This is a genomic window from Rhodovulum strictum, from assembly GCF_009649175.1.
GTDB classification, from domain to species: Bacteria; Pseudomonadota; Alphaproteobacteria; order Rhodobacterales; family Rhodobacteraceae; genus Rhodovulum; species Rhodovulum strictum.
In genome coordinates this window covers 31,923-45,469 of record NZ_WJPO01000009.1, presented here as the reverse complement: position 1 = coordinate 45,469, position 13,547 = coordinate 31,923, and the positions used below count along the sequence as shown (strand labels likewise).

At 65.7% G+C, this 13,547-nt stretch carries 14 protein-coding genes; 7 read left to right on the top strand and 7 right to left on the bottom strand.

What is annotated here, in order from left to right; translation table 11 throughout:
• Positions 1-3 precede the first annotated feature (3 nt).
• The gene (locus tag GH815_RS07870) at positions 4-951 is read right to left on the bottom strand and encodes an alpha/beta hydrolase (RefSeq protein WP_153748220.1); all 948 of its coding nucleotides are present in this window, start codon (positions 949-951) and stop codon (positions 4-6) included.
• A gap of 129 nt (positions 952-1,080) precedes the next feature.
• On the opposite strand from GH815_RS07870, the gene ttcA reads away from it, so the two are divergent.
• The 5 genes from ttcA to yihA all read left to right on the top strand — a co-directional run bounded on the left by ttcA (position 1,081) and on the right by yihA (position 6,043).
• A complete protein-coding gene (gene ttcA / locus GH815_RS07865) occupies positions 1,081-1,941 on the top strand; it encodes a tRNA 2-thiocytidine(32) synthetase TtcA (RefSeq protein WP_153748219.1) in 861 nt (286 codons plus the stop codon).
• Between the two features lie 202 nt (positions 1,942-2,143).
• Positions 2,144-4,012 carry a membrane protein insertase YidC gene (gene yidC / locus GH815_RS07860; RefSeq protein WP_153748218.1) on the top strand — a complete coding sequence of 623 codons (1,869 nt, stop codon included), beginning with the start codon at positions 2,144-2,146 and terminating at the stop codon, positions 4,010-4,012.
• The gene (locus tag GH815_RS07855; RefSeq protein ID WP_153748217.1) at positions 4,009-4,755 is read left to right on the top strand and encodes an MOSC domain-containing protein; all 747 of its coding nucleotides are present in this window, start codon (positions 4,009-4,011) and stop codon (positions 4,753-4,755) included. The genes yidC and GH815_RS07855 overlap by 4 nt, the downstream gene beginning before the upstream one ends.
• Positions 4,755-5,393 (top strand): CatB-related O-acetyltransferase, encoded by a 639-nt coding sequence (locus GH815_RS07850; RefSeq protein ID WP_153748216.1) that lies wholly within the window; start codon positions 4,755-4,757, stop codon positions 5,391-5,393. The genes GH815_RS07855 and GH815_RS07850 overlap by 1 nt, the downstream gene beginning before the upstream one ends.
• Positions 5,390-6,043, top strand: coding sequence for a ribosome biogenesis GTP-binding protein YihA/YsxC (yihA, locus tag GH815_RS07845; protein WP_153748215.1), 654 nt, complete (start codon positions 5,390-5,392; stop codon positions 6,041-6,043). The genes GH815_RS07850 and yihA overlap by 4 nt, the downstream gene beginning before the upstream one ends.
• Before the next feature lie 11 nt (positions 6,044-6,054).
• On the opposite strand, the gene GH815_RS07840 is transcribed toward yihA, so the two are convergent.
• The gene (locus GH815_RS07840; protein ID WP_153748214.1) at positions 6,055-6,786 is read right to left on the bottom strand and encodes an SDR family NAD(P)-dependent oxidoreductase; all 732 of its coding nucleotides are present in this window, start codon (positions 6,784-6,786) and stop codon (positions 6,055-6,057) included.
• A gap of 113 nt (positions 6,787-6,899) precedes the next feature.
• Here GH815_RS07840 and argB point away from each other — a divergent pair, with 113 nt between their 5' ends.
• Both argB and GH815_RS07830 read left to right on the top strand, forming a co-directional pair.
• Complete coding sequence (gene argB, locus GH815_RS07835; protein WP_153748213.1) at positions 6,900-7,778, top strand: acetylglutamate kinase; 879 nt, start codon at positions 6,900-6,902, stop codon at positions 7,776-7,778.
• A 60-nt stretch (positions 7,779-7,838) separates the two neighbouring features.
• Complete coding sequence (locus GH815_RS07830; protein WP_153748212.1) at positions 7,839-8,345, top strand: SixA phosphatase family protein; 507 nt, start codon at positions 7,839-7,841, stop codon at positions 8,343-8,345.
• 19 nt (positions 8,346-8,364) lie between these two features.
• Here GH815_RS07830 and GH815_RS07825 read toward each other — a convergent pair whose 3' ends face one another.
• From GH815_RS07825 to GH815_RS07805, 5 genes are all read right to left on the bottom strand, one after another.
• The gene (locus GH815_RS07825) at positions 8,365-8,736 is read right to left on the bottom strand and encodes a 2Fe-2S iron-sulfur cluster-binding protein (protein WP_153748211.1); all 372 of its coding nucleotides are present in this window, start codon (positions 8,734-8,736) and stop codon (positions 8,365-8,367) included.
• Between the two features lie 261 nt (positions 8,737-8,997).
• Positions 8,998-9,789 (bottom strand): amino acid ABC transporter ATP-binding protein, encoded by a 792-nt coding sequence (locus GH815_RS07820; protein WP_153748210.1) that lies wholly within the window; start codon positions 9,787-9,789, stop codon positions 8,998-9,000.
• Between the two features lie 13 nt (positions 9,790-9,802).
• Positions 9,803-11,104, bottom strand: coding sequence for an amino acid ABC transporter permease (locus GH815_RS07815; protein ID WP_153748209.1), 1,302 nt, complete (start codon positions 11,102-11,104; stop codon positions 9,803-9,805).
• A 1-nt stretch (position 11,105) separates the two neighbouring features.
• Positions 11,106-12,362: an amino acid ABC transporter permease gene (locus GH815_RS07810; protein WP_153748208.1), complete on the bottom strand. Its 1,257-nt coding sequence runs from the start codon at positions 12,360-12,362 to the stop codon at positions 11,106-11,108.
• Between the two features lie 141 nt (positions 12,363-12,503).
• Positions 12,504-13,523 (bottom strand): amino acid ABC transporter substrate-binding protein, encoded by a 1,020-nt coding sequence (locus GH815_RS07805; RefSeq protein WP_153748207.1) that lies wholly within the window; start codon positions 13,521-13,523, stop codon positions 12,504-12,506.
• Positions 13,524-13,547 lie beyond the last annotated feature (24 nt).

Here is a 13,547-nt window from a genome sequence, read left to right as displayed (position 1 = left end):
GGCTCAGGGCCGGAGCGCCAGATTGCCCTGGGTCGTGGGCAACCGGGTCGGGAATTCGTGCCGGTCCATGGCGCCCTGCACCGTCAGGAACACGTCCTGCAGGAAATGGGCATCGTCGAAATACCAGCTATGCGCGACGTTCGGATGGTCGCCCAGCATGTCCTTGTGGCGGTCGAAATAATCACCGCAATAGATGTTCACCGCCTTCTCGGGCCGCCGGTCGGGCAAGCCGACCCGCCCCGCCCGCGGCGACACGCCGATCCGCTTGATGTGCGACAGCGAGAGAACGTTGTCATAGGGGTTGTAGTAGTTCGTCAGCCGGACGCAGTGGCGATAAAGCGACGAGCTTTTCGGATTGCCCTCCTCCATCGAGTCGACCGACACGTCGGCGCCGACCAGCATGATCTGGCTGACCGACCAGCTATGGGCGGCGACGGCCGGGCGGTCATCGGCATCGTCGAACGCCTCGCGCAGGACATAGCAGCCCATGGAATGGGCCAGCAGGTGCATGTTGATCCGGCAATCGGGGCGTTGCAGCGCCGCGAAGGACGCGATGCCCTCGTCCACCAGACGGAACGCGGTCTTCTTGGCGTCGGTGCGGTCCTCGAGATAGTTCAGCGCGCTGTCCGCGCTGGGCCAGTCAAAGCTGACCACGACACCGCCGAAGCCATGCGCCTCCAGCCCCCTGCGGATCTTGCGGTGGCGGGCCAGCATCGTGGTCTGGCTGTTGTTGTAGCCATGGACATACATCACGATATCGCCCGCCGGATGACCGTCGAGCATGCCGGATTTCGCCTTGTCCTGGACCTTGGCGAACCAGTCGCGCTTGGTGATCCGGTGTGCGGGGTCGGGCGCGGCGGCGTCTTGCGGCACCTCGAGGAAATGGCTCGCTCCGGGTTCCGAGCCGAACGTGCCGCGGCGGATGTTGCGCACGCTGAAGACGTAATCCATGGCCTATCTTCTCCCGTAGCCTGCAAGGACGCCCCACTCTCGCCCCGAAGGCGCGAATCGCAAAGGACTTTACGCGCGGCCCGGCGCTTGCGATATGGCGTGCAATTCCGACCCCAGGATGCGCGCGCCATGCTTGACGATGCCGAAGACGATATCCACCCGCTGTTCTTCGGTGCGCCCTCTTCGATCGAGTTCCGCAAGCTGCGCAAGCGGATCGTGCGCCAGACCCGCGAGGCGATCGAGCAATACGGCATGATCGAACGCGGCGCGCGCTGGCTGATCTGCCTGTCTGGCGGCAAGGACAGCTTCACGCTGCTGGCCGCGCTTCACGAATTGCAATGGCGCGGGCTGTTGCCCGTGGACCTTCTGGCCTGCAATCTCGACCAGGGCCAGCCGGGCTTTCCGGCGACCGTGCTGCCCGAGTTCCTGACCCGAATGGGGGTGCCGCACCGGATCGAGTATCGCGACACCTTTTCCATCGTGATGGACAAGGTGCCCGAAGGCCGGACCTATTGCGCGCTCTGCTCACGGCTGCGGCGCGGCCATCTTTACCGGATCGCTCGCGAGGAAGGCTGTTCGGCCATCGTGCTGGGCCATCATCGCGACGACATCCTTGAAACCTTTTTCATGAACCTTTTCCATGGCTCGCGGCTGGCAACGATGCCGCCCAAGTTGGTGAACGAGGAAGGCGATCTGTTCGTCTATCGCCCGCTGGCCCATGTCGCCGAGGCAGATTGCGAACGCTTCGCGCGCGCGATGAACTATCCGGTGATCCCCTGCAACCTGTGCGGCAGCCAGGACGGGTTGCAGCGGATGCAGGTCAAGGCGCTGCTCGACCAGTGGGAGGCGAACCATCCCGGCCGCCGCCAGAAGATGTTCCGCGCGCTGATGAACGCGCGACCCTCACACCTTCTTGACCCGGCGCTGTTCGATTTCGCGGGGCTGACGCGGCCCGCCCCCGCAGCCGGAAACGTCCCGCCCCTGCCCTGACGGCGCGCCTGGCCGCACGGTCGAGATTTGGGTATTTTTGCCAAGAGGAAAGCCGGACTGTTCGTGTCCGGGACAGCGATGCGCCGGGCGCGGGGACAGGCAGGCGCGAACCCGCCCGCATGCGTCGGCAAAACCGCTTGACCTCGCCGGGCGCAATCTGTTGAACCACGCACACCTCCAACGGACAGGGCGGCGGTTTCCCATGGACGAACAAGGCAAGAACCTTCTCTTTGCGACGGCGCTGAGCTTTCTGGTGATCCTTCTGTGGTACACCGTCGGGCCGAGGGTCATGCCCGAGTGGTTCCCCGAACCCGAGCAGGTTGCGGTCGAAAGCAGCGAGGCCGTTCCTGGCACGCCCGCCGAAAGCGCCGTGCCCGGCATGGCACTGACGCCGCCTGCCGCCACCACCGGAGAGGCACCGCCCGCGGCCGCCGCCGAAACCGCCCCCGGGACCGATGTGCCGCGGCTCGAGATCGACACCCCGCGCCTGACCGGGGCGATCTCGCTGCTGGGGGGGCGGATCGACCAGCTTGCGCTGAAGGATTACAACGAGACGATCGACCCGGATTCGGGCATTGTCGGGCTCTTGTCGCCGGTCGGCAGCGCGCGCCCCTATTACGCGCTGCATGGCTGGGCCCCGGCCGGGCAGTTGAGCTATGAGCAGGTGCCGGGCGCCAATACCGAATGGACCGTCGAGAGCGGCAGCACGCTTGGGGTGAACCGTCCCGTGACGCTGGTCTGGGACAACGGCGCCGGGCTGGTCTTCCGCCGCACGATCAGCGTGGACGAGGATTACCTGTTCACCATCGCGCAGAGCGTCGAGAACCGCAGCGGCGAGACCGTGCGTCTGGCGCCCTATGGCATCGTCGCGCGTCATGGCAAGCCTGACACGGTGAACTTCTTCATCCTGCACGAGGGCGTTGTACGGCAGGCCGACAACGAGCTGTCGGAACTGAAATACAAGAAGCTGGTCGACCTGTCCTTCATGGACCGCGAGGCCGCGCGCGCCGAGATCGTGCCGGTCGAGCAGAACGGCTGGATCGGCTTCACTGACAAGTACTGGATGACGACGCTGATCCCGCAGCCGGGCCAGCCATTCACCTCGGTCGTGAAATATGTCGAGGGCGCGGACATCTATCAGGTGGAAACCCGCATGCCGCTGTTCACGCTGGCGCCGGGCGAAAGCGTGACCTCGGAATCGATGCTGTTTGCCGGTGCCAAGGAGTGGGAGACGATCCGCGGCTACGAGCGCGAGCAGGGTATCTACCGCTTCATCGACTCGATCGACTGGGGCTGGTTCTTCTTCTTCACCAAGCCGATCTTCTGGCTGCTGCACTGGCTGCATGCGAGCCTGGTGCAACTGGGCGTGGCCGGTGCGATGGGCTGGGCGATCATCGCGCTGACGCTGATCATCAAGGCTGCGGTGCTGCCGCTGGCCTACAAGTCCTACACCTCGATGGCGAAGATGAAGGAACTTCAGCCCGAGATGGAGAAGATCAAGGAGCGCGCAGGCGACGACCGCCAGAAGCTTCAGCAGGAGATGATGGCGCTTTACAAGAAGGAAAAGGTGAACCCGGCGGCGGGCTGTCTGCCGCTGCTGGTGCAGATCCCGATCTTCTTCTCGCTCTACAAGGTGATCTTCGTCACCATCGAACTGCGGCATGCGCCCTGGATCGGCTGGATCAAGGATCTGTCGGCGCCTGACCCGTCCTCGATCTTCAACCTGTTCGGGCTGCTGCCCTGGGATGCGCCGGTGCCCGGCTCGATCCTGGCGCTGGTCTTCATCGGTATCCTGCCGCTGATCTTCGGCGTCTCGATGTGGCTGCAACAGAAGCTGAACCCGATGCCGACCGATCCGACCCAGGCCATGGTCTTTGCCTGGCTGCCCTGGATCTTCATGTTCATGCTGGGCGGCTTTGCCTCTGGCCTGATCATCTACTGGATCGCGAACAACCTGATCACCTTCGTCCAGCAATACGTGATCATGCGCAGCCATGGCTACAAACCGGACGTGTTCGGCAATATCCGATCGAGCTTCCAGAAGAAGAAGCCCGAGCCGAGCAAGAAATGACGGCCCGCCTCGCGCAAATCTGGCGCCATCCCGTCAAGGGGCACGGTGCAGAGGCGCTCGGGGCAGTCACGCTGGAGCCGGGGCGCCCGCTGCCCTGGGACAGGGAATGGGCGGTGGCGCATGACGCCGCCCGCACCGATGGTACCGATTGGGCGCCATGTGCGAATTTCTCGCGCGGGGCGAAGGCGCCGGAACTGATGGCGATCATGGCGCGGCTGGACGAGGCGGCGGAAACCGTGACGCTGAGCCATCCGGCGCGGCCCGACCTGACCTTTTCCCCCGACCGCGAGGCCGCGGCCTTTCTCGACTGGGTGGCGCCGCTGATGCCCGCGGACCGCGCGGCCCCGGTACGAATCGTGCGGGTGCCGGGGCGGGGGATGACCGATACCGATTTCCCCTCGGTCAGCATTCTGGGCCTGTCCTCGCTGCGGGCACTGTCGGATGCGGTGGGCCGCCCGCTTGATCCGCGGCGGTTTCGCGGGAATTTCTGGGTCGAAGGTTTGGCCCCCTGGGAAGAATTCGACTGGATCGGCCGGCGGCTGCGTCTGGGCGCGGCCGAGGTCGAGATCTGCGAGCGGATCGGGCGTTGCATGGCAACCACCGTCAACCCCGAGACCGGCAAGCGCGATACCGACACGCTGGGCGTACTGGACTCGCATTGGGGCCATACCGATCTGGGCGTCTATGCAAAGGTGGTCGCCGGCGGGCGCGTGGCGCTGGACGACCGGGTGGAGCTGCTCTGATGGCCCCCGATCCGAACCGCCTGCACCCGATGGCGGCGGCCCCCGCCGTTACCTTCCTGCGTCCGCTGGCCGAGGGGCGCGCCAATGTCGCCGTGGGGCGCTATTCCTATTACGACGACCGCCACCAAACCGGCGATTTCTTTGACCGCAACGTGCTGCATCATTTCGATTTCGTCGGCGACCGGCTGGTGATCGGCGATTTCGTTGCCATTGCCCATGGCGTGCAGATCCACATGAATGGCGGCACCCATGCGATGTCGGGCTTTTCCACCTTTCCGTTCAACATCTTCGGCGGCGGGTGGGAACAGGGGTTCGACCCCGCGACATGGGAAGCCGAGAACCGCGGCGACACCGTGATCGGCCCCGATGTCTGGATCGGAACCGAGGCGCGGCTGATACCGGGCGTGACCATCGGCGCGGGTGCGATCATCGCCGCTGGGGCGGTGGTCGCCTCCGACGTACGGCCCTATGCCGTGGTCGTCGGCAATCCCGCGCGCGAGGTTCGGCGCCGCTTCGACGACGCCACCATCGCGCGGCTTCTGGCCATCGCGTGGTGGGACTGGCCAACCGAAAAGATCGACCGCAACCTGAACGCCATACGCGGCAGCGACCTGACCGCGCTGGAGGCCGCACGATGACCACCCTGCCCTTCCCGCTGGCCCCCGAGCCCGACACAGAGGCCGCCGAATACGGGCGCAAGCTGTTCGCCGGACCCGTCGATTTCCTGAAAGGCGTGGTCGCGATGGACGGGCTGCCGCCTGCCGACCGAGCCGAGATCTGTTTCGCGGGCCGCTCGAATGTGGGCAAGTCGAGCCTGATCAACGCGCTGACAGGGCGCAAGGCGCTGGCGCGGGCCTCGAACACGCCGGGGCGCACGCAGGAAATCAACTACTTCACCCTGGGCGAGCGCCATTACCTGGTGGACCTGCCCGGCTATGGCTATGCCGAGGCGCCGGTGGCGGTGGTCGAGAAATGGCAGCGGCTGCTCAAGGCCTATCTGGCGGGCCGCCAGACCCTGCGCCGCGCCTTCGTGCTGATCGACACGCGCCATGGGGTCAAGGCGGTGGACGAGGAGATCCTGCGCCTGCTCGACGGGGCGGCGGTGACCTTTCAGGTGGTGATGACCAAGGCCGACAAGGTGAAGGACAAGGACCGCGAGAAGGTGCTGGACCAGGTGCGCGGCGCGCTGGCCCGCCACCCGGCGGCCTTTCCCGAAATCGTGCTGACCTCGTCGGAAAAGGGCGACGGCATCGCCACGCTGCGCGCGATCATCGCGGGCATCGGCTGAGGCCACCGGCCTCAGACGTGCTGCCCGGCATTCACCTCGATCTCGGTTCCGGTGACATAGCTCGACTCGTCGGAACAGAGGAAATGGATCACGCTTGCCACCTCGTCGGGCTGGCCAAGGCGGCGCAAGGGCAGGGTCTCGACGATCCTTTCGGTACCGGGCGACAGGATAGAGGTATCGACCTCGCCCGGTGCGATGGCGTTCACCCTGACCCCCAGCGGCCCGAAATCATGCGCCATCTCGCGGGTCAGCGCGGCCAGCGCGGCCTTGGACGTGGCATAGGCCGCACCCGCAAAGGGATGCACCCGGCTGCCCGCGATCGAGGTCACGTTCACGACCGCACCTTTCGCCGCGACAAGTTCATCCTGAAGCCCGCGCGCCAGAACGATCGAGGCAAAGAAGTTCACGTTGAACACATGTCCCCAGGTGCGCAGGTCGGTTTCCAGCGTGTTCAGCCGCCCGCCCGTTTCCGTCTTGGGCGAGATCCCGGCATTGTTGACCAGCGCATGCAACTTGCCCTCGGGCAGCTTGCCGCGGATCACCTCGATCGCGCGTTTCGTCGCGGCGGCATCGGCCAGGTCGATCTGGATATGGTTCTCGGCCCCGCCGGGCCAGGGGCAGCGCGGGTCGAAGGGCTGGCGCGAACAGGTCAGAACCCGCCATCCCTCGGCCGAGAAGCGTTTGACCGTGGCATGGCCGATTCCCCGGCTTGCACCGGTCAAGAGCAGGATCTTCTGGTCCATCGCGCATTTCCCTCTGGCCGCGCAACCCTACGCGCGCATTGCAAAAAGACAATCACCCTTGGCGCGCGGGTCCGGGCGGGATAACACATGCGCCCAGAAGCCGGACATGCCAGATGAGAAAACAGACCGCCATGAATCGCGACTGGATCGCCACCGCCCGGACGCTGTCCGAGGCGCTTCCCTATCTTCAGCGCTATACGGGCGCCATCGTCGTCATCAAGTTCGGCGGCCATGCCATGGGCGACGACAAGGAGATGGAGAGTTTCGCGCGCGATGTCGTCCTGATGCGCCAGGTCGGCGTGAACCCGGTTGTGGTGCATGGCGGCGGGCCGATGATCAACGAGATGCTGGCCAGGCTTGGCGTGCAGTCCGAGTTCGTGCGCGGCAAGCGGGTGACCGACGCCGCCACCGTCGAGGTGGTGGAAATGGTCCTCTCGGGCCGCGTGAACAAGCGCATCGTGCAGGCGATCAACGATCAGGGCGGCCGTGCGGTGGGGCTGTCGGGCAAGGATGGCGGGCTGATGATCTGCGATCAGACCGACGCCTCGCTGGGCTATGTCGGCACACCGTCGGAGGTGAACCCCCGCGTGCTGCACAGCCTGTTCGACGCGGGCATGATCCCGGTCGTGGCCCCCATCGGTGCGGGCCGCGAGGGCGAGACCTTCAACGTCAATGGCGACACCGCGGCGGGTGCGATTGCCGCTGCACTCAAGGCCGACCGGCTCCTGCTGCTGACCGATGTGGCCGGGGTCAAGGATGCGGGCGGCGAGGTGGTGACCGAACTGACGCCCGACCATATCCGCGCGCTGACCGAAGAAGGCGTGATCGCGGGCGGCATGATCCCCAAGACCGAAACCGCGCTGGCCGCCATCGAAGGCGGTGTGCGGGCCGTGGTGATCCTGGACGGGCGCGCGCCGAACGCCTGTCTTCTGGAACTTTTCACCGATCACGGGGCGGGATCGCTGATCCGCGCGCCGCGTCAAACGGGCTAGTCGGCCCGGGAAAGCTGTGACAGGATGCCCCCACCCGACGAGCAGCAAGACGGCCCGCCGATGACCCTGCGCCTGATCCTGGTCCGCCATGCGAAATCGAGCTGGGACGACCCGGGGCAGGATGACCATGACCGCCCGCTGAACGCGCGCGGCCGCGACGCCGCCCCCCGGATCGCCGAATGGCTGGCCGCGCGTGGGCATGTCCCGGCCGAGGTGGTCGCCTCGACCGCGCGGCGCACGGTCGAGACCTGGGAACTGATGGCCCCGGTGCTGGGCGATTGCGCGGTGATGCGGCGCGATCCCGCTCTTTACCACGCGCCTGCGCAACGCATGCTGGACGTGCTGAAGCATTGCGCCGCATCGCCGGTCCTGATGCTCGGCCACAATCCCGGCATTGCCGAATTCGCCGCGCGGCTGTTGCAGCGGCCGCCTGGAACGCAGCGTTTTGTGACCTATCCAACCTGTGCGACGCTGGTGGCCGAATTCGACGCCGCCGACTGGAGCGAGGTCATCCCGGGCACCGGCCGGGTCGTCGAGTTCGTCACACCGCGCGACATCACTCCCTGACCCGGCCGGAAGCCGCACCTCAATCGGCGCCGCCGGGCGTTCCGGTAAAGGTAATGGTAACGTCCTCGTCGCGCGCGATGAACTGGCAGGCCAGCCGGTAGCGGGGCGGCATGTCGCGCACCTCGGCATCCTCGATCTCCTGCGCGGTCAGCTTGCCCAGCTCCTTCAGCGTCGTCTTTTCCTTTTCGGTCAGCATGATGGCCTTCTTCCGCTCGGGCTCGTCATAGCTCACCTCGATCAGGCAGGACGCGCAATTTCCGTCCCGGCACTCAAAGGGAATCGGGATCCGGTGCTCTTCGGCAAGGGCAAGGATGGTCTTGGTGTCGCCTGCGATGGCGTAGACCGCCTTGTCCTTGTGCATCAGCGGCGAAGAGAAAGTCACGATGGCCATTTGCTTTTCCTGTCTGTGGCTGCCCGGCGGGCGGATCTCTGGGGGGCGAACCGGTCGAAGCTCGCTACCCGCCCCAAGCAGGAATCATGCCAAGGCACCGGATGCCCGAAACCGCCCCTATTTCCGGCTGTCGTCGGCTTTTCTGTCCGATCCGCGTCGCAAAGCCGACATCCCCTTCTTCTTGGCCAAAATACCCCGGGGGGTTCCGGGGGGCAGCGCCCCCCGGCCGCGTCGGCTTGCCAGGGCAAGCCGAAACCCGCCTCAATTCCCGAGGATCTGGCTCAGGAACAGTTTCGTGCGGTCCGATTGCGGATTGCCGAAAAACGCCTCGGGGGCGTTCTGCTCGACGATCTGGCCCTGATCCATGAAGATCACGCGGTTCGCGACCTGCCGGGCAAAGCCCATCTCGTGGGTGACCACCAGCATCGTCATGCCCTCTTCGGCCAGCGCGATCATGGTGTCGAGCACTTCCTTGATCATCTCGGGATCGAGCGCCGAAGTCGGTTCGTCGAACAGCATGATCCGGGGCCGCATGCACAGCGCGCGCGCGATCGCGACGCGCTGCTGCTGGCCGCCCGACAACTGGCCGGGATATTTCAGTGCCTGTTCGGGGATGCGGACCTTTTCGAGGAAATGCATCGCCGTCTCGACGGCCTCCCTGCGGGGTACCTTGCGCACCCAGATCGGCGCCAGCGTGCAGTTCTCCAGAATCGTCAGATGCGGAAAGAGGTTGAAATGCTGGAACACCATCCCGACTTCGGAGCGCACCTTGTCGATATTCTTCAGATCCGAACTCAGTTCGATCCCGTCCACGACGATGCTGCCCGACTGATGTTCCTCCAGCCGGTTGATGCAGCGGATCAGGGTGGACTTGCCCGAGCCGGAGGGGCCGCAGACCACGATGCGTTCGCCGACATGCACGGTCAGGTCGATGTCGCGCAGGACGTGGAAGCTGCCATACCACTTGTTCATGCCGGCGATCCGGATCGCGACTTCGTCGCGGACGGCCATGCGCGAGCGGTCGATGTCGCGGGCATTGCTCGGGTCGGACATGGCGCGGACCTCCTCAGCGGTGTTCGGTCGCGAGCTTGCGCTCGAGATACATCGAATAGCGGGACATGGCGAAGCAGAAGACAAAGAACAGCGCGGCGATGAAGCCGTAAAGCTCCCAGACGATGCCGTTCCAGGCGGTATCGGCGCGGATCGCGTTGGAGAAGCCGAGCGGGTCGAGAAGCCCGATGATCGAGACCAGCGTGGTGTCCTTGAACACCCCGATGAAGGTCGAGACGATGCCGGGGATCGAGATCTTCAGCGCCTGCGGCATGATGATGAGCCGCTGCGCCTTCCAGTAATCCAGCCCCAGCGCGGCGGCGGCCTCGTACTGGCCCCTGGGCAGGGCGGCAAGCCCGCCGCGGATCACCTCGGCCATGTAGGCGGCGGCGAACAGCGTCACCATGATGATGACGCGCAGGATGATGTCGAAACTGGTGCCCGGCGGCAGGAAATAGTTCAGCAGGAGCGAGGCCACGAACAGGAGCGTGATCAGCGGCACGCCGCGGATGAACTCGATGAAGCCGACGCAAAGCGTCTTGACGATGAACAGGTCCGATTGCCGCCCCAGCGCCAGCAGGATGCCGATGGGCAGCGAACAGGTGATCGCGACGATGCCGATGGTGATCGACAGCATGAAGCCGCCGAAGGCGCGGCTTTGCACGCTGTCGATGGCCAGCGGCAGTGCCGATTGCAGCAGACCGGTCGCGGGACCGGCGCCGAAAAGCCACCAGAGCACCGGCACCAGCCCCGCCGCGATCACCCCCGCCAGCGACCCGGCCAGCGGCGTGACAAGCCGCAGGGCGGCATAGCCCAGCACGGCCCCCAGCGCGATCGAGACCGGCAGCCAGAGCGAGCCACCCCACAAAAGCCAGGGCACGAGGAAGGGCACCGTGGACGAGAGCCAGAGCAGGCGGCGCGGCAGCGCGGGGAACAGGATCGGGGCCAGCGCGGCCAGCGTCAGGCCGAAGGCAAGGATCGGCCGCCAGTAGAGCCGCGAGGGATAGAAGCCGAAGATCAGTTGCAGATAGCGTTCGCGGATCACCGCCCAGCAGGCGCCGGAGGTGCCCGGCCCGTGGCTGGCGGCGATCTGCTGGCGGCATTCGGTCAGCGAATTGGCGGTCCAGCTCGACTGCACGATCCAGGGCAGCGCATGGGCCAGCACATACCAGACGAACCCCAAGGATAGCAGCGTCAGGATCGCGTTGAACCAGGAGGAAAACAGGTTCTCGCGCAGCCACAGCAGCGGTCCCGCGGCGGTTGCGGGAGGGGCGCGTTCGGGCAGCATATGGCTGCGGACGAAGGGTTGGCCCGGCATCTCAGCGCTCCACCAACCGGACACGGGCATTGTACCAGTTCATCACCGCCGAGATGATGAGCGAGATCGCCAGATAGACCAGCATCAGCAGCAGCACGCATTCCAGTTCCCGCCCGGTCTGGTTCAGCGTGATCCCGCCCAGCGTGCCGGTGATGTCCATGTAGCCCACCGCGATGGCGAGCGAGGAGTTCTTGGTCAGGTTCAGGTATTGCGAGATCAGCGGCGGGATGATGACGCGCAGCGCCTGGGGCAGGATCACCAGCCGCATGATCCGGCCCGGGCGCAGGCCCAGCGCGGCGGCGGCCTCGGTCTGGCCCCGGTCGATGGCCAGAATCCCGGCGCGGACGATTTCGGCGATGAAGGCGGCGGTGTAGAAGGAGAGCGCCAGCCAGAGCGCCAGCAGCGAGTTGCGCAGATGGATACCGCCCTGGAAATTGAAGCCGCGCAGTTCCGGGTAGCCCAGATGGAAGCCCAGCGCGGCCAGCAGCGCGGCCTGCGGCAGCACGATCACGCCAAGCCGCAGATGCCATGTTGCGGGGCGTTTGCCGGTGGCGTTCTGGATCCGCTCGGCCCGGCGGCGGATGGCGGCACTGGCGGCAAGCCCGCCCGCCAACAGCGCGAGGATCGCCACAAGATCGAGGCTGATCGCGACGGCGCCGGGCAGGGGCAGATCGCCCAGCGAGCGGGAGAACAGCGGTTCGGGGATGTAGACGCCGCGATTGGTGATCGCGATGCTGTCGCCCAGCAGCATCGAGGCAGTCGCCTCCTCGCCGCGGAAGTCGCGCGGGGTGGGCAGCGTCTCGATCAGGATCGCCATGGCGAAAACGATCCAGAGCAGTACCGGGACATTGCGGAAGATCTCGACATAGGCCGTCATCAGCCGCGCCACCAGCCAGTTCTTCGACAGCCGCAGCACGCCGATCAGCACGCCCAGCACGGTGGCAAGCGCGCAGCCCAGCACCGCCACCAGCAGCGTGTTCAGAAGCCCGACAAAGGCGGCGCGCAGGTGGGTGTCCTGGTTGGTATAGGACACAAGCATCTGGTTGATGTCGTATTGCGCGGCCGAGGACAGGAAGCCGAAACTGATCGGCTTGCCCAGCACGGCAAGGTTCTGGATCGTGTTGTTGATGAGCCAGGCGGCCATCAGCATCGCGGCGCTCAGCACGACGATCTGGATCGTCAGCGACCGATAGCGCGTGTCATGGATCAGCATGCCCACACGGAAGGTCTGCTTCGGCGGGGCTGTCATCATGGTCATGGCGGGCGCTCCCTGTGGCTGCCCCCGGGCGATGACCTGTCCTGGGCACCCCTGCCGGTGGCGCACCCTGCCCGGGTTTTTCCTGTCCCAGTGCCAGATAGGCGAAGGGCGCGGGATGTCCCGCGCCCTTGTGATCTGGCCCTACCGGAACGGCGGGGCGTAAAGCAGCCCGCCATCGGTCCATTGCGCGTTCAGCCCGCGCGGCAGGCCGATGGGGGTGTTCTGGCCGATGAACTTCTCGAACAACTCGCCGTAATTGCCGCCGGCCTTGATCGCCTTTACGGCCCAGTCGACGGAAAGGCCCAGCATCGGCCCCAGATCGCCCTCGGTGCCAAGCAGGCGGCTGATCTCGGGGTTGGAGGCCGGATTGGCAACCAGTTCGTCGATATTGGCCGAGGTCACGCCATATTCCTCGGCCGCGATCAGCGCAAACAGCGTCCAGCGCACCACATCGGCCCATTCATCATCGCCGTGGCGGACCAGCGGGCCCAGCGGCTCCTTGGACACGATCTCAGGCAGGATCACATGGGCGGTCGGATCCTCGAACGTGGCGCGGGTCGCGGCCAGCCCCGAAATGTCGGTGGTATAGGCGTCGCAAGCCCCGGCCAGGTATTGCTGCTGGCCCTCGGCATTGGTCTCGATCGGGACGGGCTCGTAGCTGATGTTGTTGGTGCGGAAGAAGTCGGCAAGGTTCAGTTCGGTCGTGGTGCCGGTCTGGATGCAGATGGTCGCGCCATCGAGTTCCTTGGCCGAGGTCACGCCCAGCGATTTCGGCACCATGAAGCCCTGGCCGTCATAATAGTTGACGCCGACGAAGGTGAATTTCAGGTCCACATCGCGGGTGAAGGTCCAGGTCGTGTTGCGCACCAGAAGGTCGATCTCGCCCGAGGCCAATGCCGTGAATCGCGTCCGGCCGGTGGTCGAGACGAACTCGACCGCGCTGTGATCGCCGAGGACGGCCGCCGCAACGGCCCGGCAGAGCGCAACGTCAAAACCCTGCCACTCGCCATTCGCATCCGGCGCAGCAAAGCCTACAAGCCCGGTATTGGTGCCGCAATTCACCTTGCCGCGGGCCTTGACGTCGTCCAGCGTCCCGGCCGCCACTGCCCCGGCGGCAAGACCGGCACCGGTCAGCGCGCCCAGAAAAACGGAATACTTCATGTTTACCTCTTCCTGAATATCCAC

What these genes read in the sequence shown, in the direction of transcription:
- GH815_RS07870 (WP_153748220.1), bottom strand. Translation starts at nt 951, where the DNA reads ATGGATTACGTCTTCAGCGTGCGCAACATCCGCCGCGGCACGTTCGGC.
- ttcA (WP_153748219.1), top strand. Translation starts at nt 1,081, where the DNA reads ATGCTTGACGATGCCGAAGACGATATCCACCCGCTGTTCTTCGGTGCG.
- yidC (WP_153748218.1), top strand. Translation starts at nt 2,144, where the DNA reads ATGGACGAACAAGGCAAGAACCTTCTCTTTGCGACGGCGCTGAGCTTT.
- GH815_RS07855 (WP_153748217.1), top strand. Translation starts at nt 4,009, where the DNA reads ATGACGGCCCGCCTCGCGCAAATCTGGCGCCATCCCGTCAAGGGGCAC.
- GH815_RS07850 (WP_153748216.1), top strand. Translation starts at nt 4,755, where the DNA reads ATGGCCCCCGATCCGAACCGCCTGCACCCGATGGCGGCGGCCCCCGCC.
- yihA (WP_153748215.1), top strand. Translation starts at nt 5,390, where the DNA reads ATGACCACCCTGCCCTTCCCGCTGGCCCCCGAGCCCGACACAGAGGCC.
- GH815_RS07840 (WP_153748214.1), bottom strand. Translation starts at nt 6,786, where the DNA reads ATGGACCAGAAGATCCTGCTCTTGACCGGTGCAAGCCGGGGAATCGGC.
- argB (WP_153748213.1), top strand. Translation starts at nt 6,900, where the DNA reads ATGAGAAAACAGACCGCCATGAATCGCGACTGGATCGCCACCGCCCGG.
- GH815_RS07830 (WP_153748212.1), top strand. Translation starts at nt 7,839, where the DNA reads ATGACCCTGCGCCTGATCCTGGTCCGCCATGCGAAATCGAGCTGGGAC.
- GH815_RS07825 (WP_153748211.1), bottom strand. Translation starts at nt 8,736, where the DNA reads ATGGCCATCGTGACTTTCTCTTCGCCGCTGATGCACAAGGACAAGGCG.
- GH815_RS07820 (WP_153748210.1), bottom strand. Translation starts at nt 9,789, where the DNA reads ATGTCCGACCCGAGCAATGCCCGCGACATCGACCGCTCGCGCATGGCC.
- GH815_RS07815 (WP_153748209.1), bottom strand. Translation starts at nt 11,104, where the DNA reads ATGCCGGGCCAACCCTTCGTCCGCAGCCATATGCTGCCCGAACGCGCC.
- GH815_RS07810 (WP_153748208.1), bottom strand. Translation starts at nt 12,362, where the DNA reads ATGACCATGATGACAGCCCCGCCGAAGCAGACCTTCCGTGTGGGCATG.
- GH815_RS07805 (WP_153748207.1), bottom strand. Translation starts at nt 13,523, where the DNA reads ATGAAGTATTCCGTTTTTCTGGGCGCGCTGACCGGTGCCGGTCTTGCC.